Origin of the sequence: Anaerococcus vaginalis ATCC 51170 (assembly GCF_000163295.1) — a bacterium.
GTDB classification, from domain to species: domain Bacteria; phylum Bacillota; class Clostridia; order Tissierellales; family Peptoniphilaceae; genus Anaerococcus; species Anaerococcus vaginalis.
Window position 1 is genome coordinate 1,695,706 of sequence record NZ_GG700527.1, and the last position, 8,656, is coordinate 1,704,361.

Annotated in this window: 9 protein-coding genes; 6 read left to right on the top strand and 3 right to left on the bottom strand. The window is 30.0% G+C overall.

From position 1 onward, the window contains the following. Positions 1-17: 17 nt before the first annotated feature. Complete coding sequence (locus HMPREF0078_RS07890) at positions 18-263, top strand: glutaredoxin family protein (protein WP_019118869.1); 246 nt, start codon at positions 18-20, stop codon at positions 261-263. Between the two features lie 45 nt (positions 264-308). After that, positions 309-698, top strand: a complete 390-nt coding sequence (locus tag HMPREF0078_RS07895) for a hypothetical protein (RefSeq protein WP_004839625.1) — start codon at positions 309-311, stop codon at positions 696-698. Positions 699-807: 109 nt separating this feature from the next. On the opposite strand, the gene HMPREF0078_RS09305 is transcribed toward HMPREF0078_RS07895, so the two are convergent. Continuing rightward, complete coding sequence (locus tag HMPREF0078_RS09305) at positions 808-1,299, bottom strand: TM2 domain-containing protein (protein WP_039920641.1); 492 nt, start codon at positions 1,297-1,299, stop codon at positions 808-810. Between the two features lie 136 nt (positions 1,300-1,435). Here HMPREF0078_RS09305 and HMPREF0078_RS07905 point away from each other — a divergent pair, with 136 nt between their 5' ends. Next, a complete protein-coding gene (locus tag HMPREF0078_RS07905) occupies positions 1,436-1,936 on the top strand; it encodes a helix-turn-helix domain-containing protein (protein ID WP_004839627.1) in 501 nt (166 codons plus the stop codon). Between the two features lie 196 nt (positions 1,937-2,132). Here HMPREF0078_RS07905 and ahpF read toward each other — a convergent pair whose 3' ends face one another. Both ahpF and ahpC read right to left on the bottom strand, forming a co-directional pair. After that, on the bottom strand, positions 2,133-3,659 hold the full coding sequence (gene ahpF, locus HMPREF0078_RS07910) for an alkyl hydroperoxide reductase subunit F (RefSeq protein ID WP_004839628.1): 1,527 nt from the start codon (positions 3,657-3,659) through the stop codon (positions 2,133-2,135). Continuing rightward, positions 3,659-4,228 (bottom strand): alkyl hydroperoxide reductase subunit C, encoded by a 570-nt coding sequence (gene ahpC / locus HMPREF0078_RS07915; protein ID WP_039920643.1) that lies wholly within the window; start codon positions 4,226-4,228, stop codon positions 3,659-3,661. The genes ahpF and ahpC overlap by 1 nt, the downstream gene beginning before the upstream one ends. A 332-nt stretch (positions 4,229-4,560) precedes the next feature. Between ahpC and HMPREF0078_RS07920 the strand changes: the two genes are divergently transcribed. From HMPREF0078_RS07920 to pepF, 3 genes are read left to right on the top strand one after another with little or no spacing between them, the layout of a single operon-like run. Further along, the gene (locus HMPREF0078_RS07920) at positions 4,561-5,712 is read left to right on the top strand and encodes a glycerate kinase family protein (RefSeq protein ID WP_004839630.1); all 1,152 of its coding nucleotides are present in this window, start codon (positions 4,561-4,563) and stop codon (positions 5,710-5,712) included. Further along, positions 5,694-6,359, top strand: coding sequence for a rhomboid family intramembrane serine protease (locus HMPREF0078_RS07925; protein ID WP_039920762.1), 666 nt, complete (start codon positions 5,694-5,696; stop codon positions 6,357-6,359). Before HMPREF0078_RS07920 ends, HMPREF0078_RS07925 begins: the two co-directional genes overlap by 19 nt. A gap of 31 nt (positions 6,360-6,390) precedes the next feature. Further along, complete coding sequence (gene pepF / locus HMPREF0078_RS07930; RefSeq protein ID WP_004839632.1) at positions 6,391-8,175, top strand: oligoendopeptidase F; 1,785 nt, start codon at positions 6,391-6,393, stop codon at positions 8,173-8,175. Positions 8,176-8,656 lie beyond the last annotated feature (481 nt).

Sequence of the window (8,656 nt, forward strand, 5' to 3'; positions counted from 1 at the left end):
GTATGAAAGGAAGTATTATGAGTAAATTTGATTTATATTTTAAACCAGAATGTCCATATTGTTTAAAAGTTTTAAACTTTATGCATGAAAATAAAATTGTAGATTTCACATCTTACAACGTAAAAGATGGAAGAAGTGGAGAAGAAAACACAAAAGAGTTAATAGAGCTTGGTGGCAAAGATCAAATTCCATTTATGGTTTTTGGCGATAAAAAAATGTACGAATCTGACGATATAATAGAATATCTAAAAGAAAATTATTAAAATTAAGCCAGTGGGAAATCCTACTGGTTTTTTTGTGAGGGAAAAATGAAAAAATTACAATATAAAGACGGAAAAATTTTTGAAAACGAAAGAATGACCTATAAACTAGAAGGTAAGTACAATGTATTGCGTCCTAGTGGGAAATTGGTCGCAAGATTTAAAATAAAAAACTTATTTAGCCTAAGAGGAAAAAGGCAAGCTGTAATAGGAAATTTAAAAATTGAAAAAATGAACGACCAAAAAATAAATGAGGCGAAAATTATAAATAGGCAAATGAAATTAATAGAAAATGGAGAAAATTTATCGTTGATAAAAGAAGATGAGTTTTTGGCAAACTTTGACTTTACAAAAAACACCTTAGAAATTTATGAAGATGAAAATTTGTGTGTTGCAATATTTTTTGCCTTAAAAAAATTGGAAGAAAATAAAAAATAAGAATGGAGATTTAGGAATCTACATATATTTTTATAAAGAAAAATACAAAAATCCAAATAAAAAAGGACTTTTGCAAAACTATGAATAAGCATAATTTTGCAAGAGTCCTTTAAACGTATATATTTCCATATTCATCAGAAGTTTTAGTAAGAGCTATTATAAATTCCACAAAGGCTATTATTGATGGGATAAAAGTCCATGAGAAAATCAAATAAGCAATTCCTGTTCCGATTTTTCCAGAATAAAATTTGTGAGCTCCGATTCCTCCCAAAAAAAACGCCAAAAGCACATAAGCAACTTTATTTACAGGTCTTTTATTGTAAGAGTTTATATAATAATTATTAGTCACATTATTTTTTTCTTCAACCCTATTTACCCTAAAATCATCATCAAAATCATAATCTTCCTTTAAGCTATGATTTTCAACAAAATTTTTTTCTTTGATTTTACTTACCAAATATCCATCATCTGCCTTAAAAACTTTGACCTTATCCCCAATTTGAGGAATAAAAGACACATCAGAAAGTTTTACCCTTACAACAGATCCATCATCAAGACCTACAACTATATCATCAATTTCAATTTTTATAATTTCTCCCATAAATTTCTCCTTATTTTTTATAATTATATCATGATTTATATAAAAAAATAAAAAAATCATAAAATTTCCCCAAAGTTGCCCTATAGTTGCTAGCTTTTTTTAAAAACATTACTTAGAATAATAATAAGGAGGATTTATGATTGGACAAAAAATTAAAAACAAAAGAAAAGAATTGAACCTTACCCAAGAATATTTGGCAAAGGAACTAAATATATCAAGACAAGCCGTATCCAAATGGGAAAAAGAAATAAGCGAGCCATCAATGGATAATTTAATAAAATTGTCAGAAATTTTTGGAGTAGACATAGGATATTTTAAAAATGAAAAAGAAGAAGAATCAAAAATAAGAAAAATTTTTTGGGATTTTTTATATGCAGCTATAGGCCTTGTTTTTTATTTAATATATTATTTTGGTATTGTGGAGGGGGCTTTAGGTAGAGACGCCAAACAAATGCCCTTTTTAATACTTACAATTTTTCTAGCTTTTTCGGTAATAGCCTTTCCTCAAGCTATGAAAGATATAGGAGAAAAATTAGAGAAAATAGATTATTTCACATTTTCGAAATTAGTCTTGCCGGTGATTTTTGTAATCTCACCCTTTATTGTTTTTTATTATATTTTTAGAAAAGAAAATTGAGCACTTTAGGATCTTTATCAAATTTAAGTAAAAAAAATAATGGGGATCTTGCAAAACTATAAGAATCATTGTTCCATAGCTAGAGGCTTTTCTTAAAAGATTTTTAATAGCACCTTTCTAATTTAGGCAAAATTTTCATAAAATTTACTCTAACAAATTGGGATGATTAATTCATTTTGCAAGATTTCCATATTTTTTATTTTCTTATTAAATAGTTAAAAGCTGATAGGGCTGCTGTTGCTCCTGAGCCTGCGGCTATTATTATTTGTTTATAAACGGAATTTATTGCATCACCCGCTGCAAATATTCCTTCTATATTTGTTGAACCGTCTTTTTCTACTTCGATTTCGCCCCTATCTGTGAGTTTTATCTTTCCTTCTAGCCATTCTGTGTTTGGAATTTGACCGATTTGGATAAAAACTCCGGCAAGATCTATCGTTTTTTCTTCTTTTGTATTTCTATCTATATATTCAAGACCTGTTAGTTTTTTATCTCCTAGGAGTTTTGTTGTTTGGGCAGATGTTATAACTTTTACGTTTTGAAAGGATTCTAATTTTGTTTGTAATATTTTATCTGCCTTTAATTCTGGTAAAAATTCGAGAACTGTAACGGTTTTTGTTATTGATGCAAGGTCTATTGCTGCTTCTATTCCTGAATTTCCTCCTCCTACAACTGCCACGTCTTTTCCTTTAAATAGGGGACCGTCGCAGTGGGTACAAAAAGCTACGCCCTTGTTTTTGAATTTTTCTTCTCCATCTATTCCAAGAAGTCTCCATCTTGTTCCTGTTGCAAAAATTAGACTCTTACTATTTATTTTTGCTCCATCTTCTAGGATTATATTAAATTCATCATCTTTTTTTTCGAAATCGACAGCTTTTACTCCCTCTATTATGTCTACGCCAAGATTTTCTACTTGGTTTTTGACTGATAGCATATATTTAGGTCCTTCTGTTTTTAGGATTCCTGTTATATTTTCTATATCGAGAGTTTCGTTTACTTGTCCACCAAATTCGTCTGCAACTATTGCAACTTTTAGGCCTTTTCTTGCTCCATAAATTGCAGCTGTAGCACTACTTGGTCCTGCTCCGACTATCAAGATATCGTAATCTTTGAAATTGGATAAATCTTTTTGGACTTTTTCTGCAACAAGGTCTAAAAGACTTGCCATAGTTTTTTTGCCCCCGTCAAGAAATTCTCCATTTTCAAAAATTGCTGGTACTGCCATAACATCTCTTTGTTCACATATATCTTGGTTTATTGAACCTTCAATCATTGTGTGTGAGATATTTTTGTTTAAAACTGCCATAATATTGAATGCTTGTACAACTTCTGGGCAGTTGTGGCAGGAAAGTGAAACTATTGTTTCAAAATTTCTTTTTTCCTTTATAGATTTTATTCTTTCTTTTTCTTCGTTGGATATTTTTGGTTCGATTCCACCAACTTGTAAAAGTGCAAGAACAAATGATTCAAACTCATGTCCTAAAGGAATTCCTGCAAAAACAATTTTTCCGTGTTCAAATTCTCCATTTAGGCTAAAAGCAGGGGTGAAATTCAAATTTTCTTCTTTTATTTTTATCTTGTCAGATAAAGACTCAACATCTTCAACAAAAGATTTTAATTTTTTTGAATTTTCATCTTCATTTATCGAAAGTCCAATTGTTACATTGGACTTTAGCATTCTAAGATAAGCCTTCAGCTGATCTTTTAATTTACTGTCTAACATTAGATTTTTCCAACAAGGTCAAGTCCTGGTGTTAGTGTATCATCATTTTCAGAATTCCATTTAGCAGGACATACTTGGTCTGGATGTTTTCTTACATATTGACCAGCTTTAACTTTGTAGATATTATTTTCTGCTTTTCTTCCTATTCCACCCGCATTTATTTCTAGGGCTTGAATAACATTATCAGGGTCTATAACAAAAGTTGCTCTGTCAGCTTTTCCATCTTCTGTTAAAATATCTAAAGCTTTTGTAAGTTCTTTGTTTGAATCGCCAATCATTTTGTATTGGATTTTTCCTATAGCTTCACTTTCGTCGTGCCAAGCCTTGTGAACAAAATGTGTATCAACACTTACAGAATAAACTTCAGCACCCATCTCTTTTAATTGCCCATATTTTTCTTGCAAATCTTCAAGCTCTGTAGGGCATACAAAGGTAAAGTCTGCTGGATAAAACATTAAAACTTTCCATTCACCTTCAAGGTCCTTATCACTTATCTTTACAAATTCATTTGTTTTTGGATCATAAGCATCCAAATTAAATTCAGGTAATTTTTTTCCTATTAATGACATAATATCCTCCATTTTTAAATAAATTACTTTATTTTAAATAAGAAACAAAGTATATGATAATTATACTCATTATAAAACTAAAATCAATATCATAAATTCAAAATAAAAAATGCCCTTCCAAAATTTAAGGAAAGGCAATTTTAAAAAGCCACTTATAAGTATTTAAGTGGCTCTTTGATGGGCGAAATCTTTTTTTAAAAGATTTCCATGAGTTAAACAGTAAAAGTTTATTTTCTAAACTTTCTATTTAATTATATCATTGAATTTACAATTGGTAAAGATAATTAATAATTTGTCCACATAGTTTGGGTATAATTTAATTGAGGTGAATTATGAATATATTATTAGCTTTGGATTCTATTAAAGATTTTGAAAATTCTATTGAGATTGGAAATTATTTCAAGGAAGAATTGGAAAGTGAAAATGTGAATAATGAGGTTGCTATTCTTCCATTTTTGGATGGCGGTATGGGGACTGTTGAAATTATGAAGGAAGTTATTGGCGGGGATTTTTCTTATGTTAATGTTCATAATCCTTTGAGCGAGGCGGTAACTTCTAGATATATTATAAAGGAAAATTTGTGTGTGATGGAGATGGCTCAGGCTTGTGGGCTTAGACTTTTGTATAAGGATAAGCTTGATGTTATGGAATCTTCTTCAATTGGTCTTGGCGAGATGATTGTTGATGGTTTAAATAACGGCTGTGAGAAATTTTTTATTGGCATTGGGGATACTGCAACTAATGATATGGGCATGGGTATGCTTTATGCTTTGGGGGTTAGGTTTTTTGATAAAAATCTTAATTCTTTAAATCCTGTTGCTAAAAATATGATTAAGGTTGATTCTATTGATATGTCTGGTCTTGATAGGAGAATAATGGATGTTGATTTGGAGATTGCTACAAGCCAACCTCTTACTCTTTTTCAAAGAAATTCTTTTTTGGAAAAAAGACCTATTAGAAAGGGAGCAAGTCCTGATGAAATTTTACAACTTGAAAAAGCCTGTAAGCATTTTTCTAAAAAAGTGAGTGAGGCTTTGGGTGTAAGTGAAATAGATTTTCCTTACCTTGGTGCTGGTGGAGGAGTTTCTTGGGCTCTTTATATATTTTTTAGGGCAAAAATTTCTAATTCTATGGAGCTTGTTTTGTCTTTGCTTGATTTTCAAAAATTGGTTAGGGACAAAGACCTTTTAATTATTACGGAAAATGTTGATGAATTTAATGGGGAAAATTCTATTAATCTTTCTAAATTTGCTAAAAGATATAATGAAGATATAAAAATTATTTTCTTACAAGATGAAGATTATCCAAATATGAGGGATAATCCTTATATAGATGATATTTATAAATTTAAAATAAAATCTAATCTTGAAAGGGGAGATTATGAAAGGGAAATTAGGTCTGTTGCTAGGGCTTTTATTTCTGATAATCTTTCACAGATGGAAAATAAATTTGAGAAAGAGGAGTTATGGCTAAGGGAAAAATGACAAGAATTTTAATGGGAATAAACATCCTAGTTTTTATATTGATGACTGTTACAGGTGGCAGTGAAAATATTGAAAATCTTTTGAGATTTAATGCTATGAGCAAAATCTATGTTTATTATGGCGAATGGTGGAGGCTTTTTTGCCCGATTTTCATACATATTGGGATAATACATCTTTTGATGAATATGTATTTTTTAAATAATGTTGGAGATGAATTTGAAAGTCTTTATGGTTCTACAAAATTTCTAATAATTTATTTACTTTGTGGAATAATGGGTAATTTATTTACTTATGCTTTTGGAGAAGTAACAAGTGTATCAGCAGGGGCATCAACTTCTTTGTACGGCTTATTTGGACTTGCCTTAGGAATTATGTTCAATTACAAGGACAACGAATTTTTAAGACAATTTGGCTCAAGCTTTATAGGAATTGTTGCTATAAATATAATATATTCATTTATGGTTCCAGGAATTGGAATTACAGGACATATTGGAGGGCTTTTGGGTGGATTTATTCTTGCAGGATTTTTCCCAATAATGAATATGACTTTGCCAACAAGCATAAGAATTATTTCCCTTCTAGCCTTTGTGCTAATTGCAATAGGCTTTGTATTTATAGGAAATAAATCAATGTTACAAGCTATATAAAAAAATTAAAAAAATAATACAAGGAGAAAAAATGGATAGAAAAGATATAGACAAATCCCTAAAATGGGATACAGAAAAAATTTACAAAACAGACGAAGATTTCTACAAAGAAGTAGAAGAAGTAAAAAACTTAATAGAAAAAACTAAGGCATACAAAGGAAAGATTTTACAATCAGCCGACAGTCTCTATGATTTTTTGAAAACAGACGAAAAATTAGAAAGAAAATTTTCAAAACTTGGGGTGTATGCCTCATTAAAATCTGACGAAGATACAAGAGTTGCAAAATATCAAGAAATGTCAAAAATAGCAGATAATTTATTTGCAAATCTTGCCCAAGAACTTTCTTTTATAACACCAGAAATTTTGTCAGAAGATTATAAAAAAGTACAAACATATATAGAAGAAAAAGAAGAGCTAAAAATTTACGCTCATTATTTTGAAGATTTATTTAGAAATAAAGACCATACCTTGGGCGAAAATGAAGAAAAAATTATAGCTTCATTTGCAAAATTATCCCAAAATCCACAAAACACTTATATGATTTTTTCAAACGCTGACCTAAAATTTCCAAAAGTAAAAAAAGGCGATGAAGAAATCCAAATTACAGACGCAAACTTCACAAACCTAGAACTAGATTCAAATCGTGAGTTTAGAAAAGAAGTTTACGAAAAATATTATACAGTTTACAAGCAATTTGAAAATACAGTAGCTTCTCTTCTTGATGGCGAAATAACAGCAAATAACACCATAGCAAAATTAAAAAAATTCGATTCAGCAAGAGCTATGAGCCTTTTTTCAAATAACATTGACGAAAAAGTTTACGATAACTTAGTAGAAGTAATCCACGATAATATAGAAATACACAGAGATTACACAAGTCTAAGAAAAGAAGTTTTAGGCCTTGATGATTTAGGATTTCACGATATATATTTGCCATTAGTAGAAGACTATAACAAAACTTACACCTTTGACGAGGCAAAAGAATTAATCCTAAAAGCCCTAGCCCCACTTGGAGAAGACTACATCAAAAAAGCAAGAGAAGGATTTGATGATAGGTGGTTTGATGTAATGGAAAACGAAGGAAAAAGATCAGGAGGATATTCGTCAGGATCCTACGATACAGAACCATACATTTTATTAAACTACAACGACTCCTTAGACTCACTTTTCACAACAGCTCATGAATTGGGACATTCAATGCATTCATACTACACAAGAAAAACCCAACCATATATCTATGGAAACTATTCAATATTTTTGGCAGAAATAGCATCAACAACCAACGAACTTCTATTATTAAACTATATGATAGACCATGCCAAAGACGAAAAAGAAAAAGCCTATTTACTAAATCACTACGTAAATTCATTCAAATCAACAGTATTTAGACAAACAATGTTTGCAGAATTTGAGCTAGAGGCAAACAAATTAGTAGAAAATTCAATGCCAGTAACAGCAGAAAAATTAAATCAAATCTACCACGACCTAAACGTAGATTATTTTGGCAAAGATATAGAAGTAGACAAATATATATCAACAGAATGGGCAAGAATTCCACACTTTTATATGTTCTACTACGTCTTCCAATACGCAACAGGCTTCTCATCAGCAGTAAGCCTATCAGAAAAAATACTTCACGGAGACGAAAAAGATTTAGAAAAGTATCTTAACTTCTTAAAAGCAGGAAAAAGTAAATATCCAATAGAAGTATTAAAAGATGCAGGAGTAGATATGACCAAAAAAGATTCACTCCAAAAAGCAATGGATGCTTGCAAAGAAAAATTAGAAGGATTAAAAAAATCATTAGAAAAATAAAATAAAAAGAGCCTTATATAAAGAGTAAAAATACTTTGAAATAAGGCTCTTTTAAAATGCAAAAAAATAAAAATAAAAAAATTTGACAAAGATAAAAAATCCTAGTATTATATAAAGGCACTGTTAAAGAGCAAAGTCAAAAAGAAAAATAAAAATTGACAAAGTAATTTAAATAGTGTATTATATATTTAATATCACTTCAAACAAACAATCTAAAAAGTAAGATTTTAATAAAAAAATTAAAAAAATACTTGACAAGATAAAATGAACGTGGTATTATATAATAGTCGTTACGAAAGAGCGACATTGAACCTCAAAAAATATATAGAAAACTACAATAAAAGTAAAGTGAATTACTTTGAGTAAACCAAAACGAAAAATGACAAAAGTCAAGATCAAACAATAATTGAGAGTTTGATCCTGGCTCAGGATAAACGCTGGCGGCGTGCATAACACATGCAAGTCGAACGATGAACCTTAA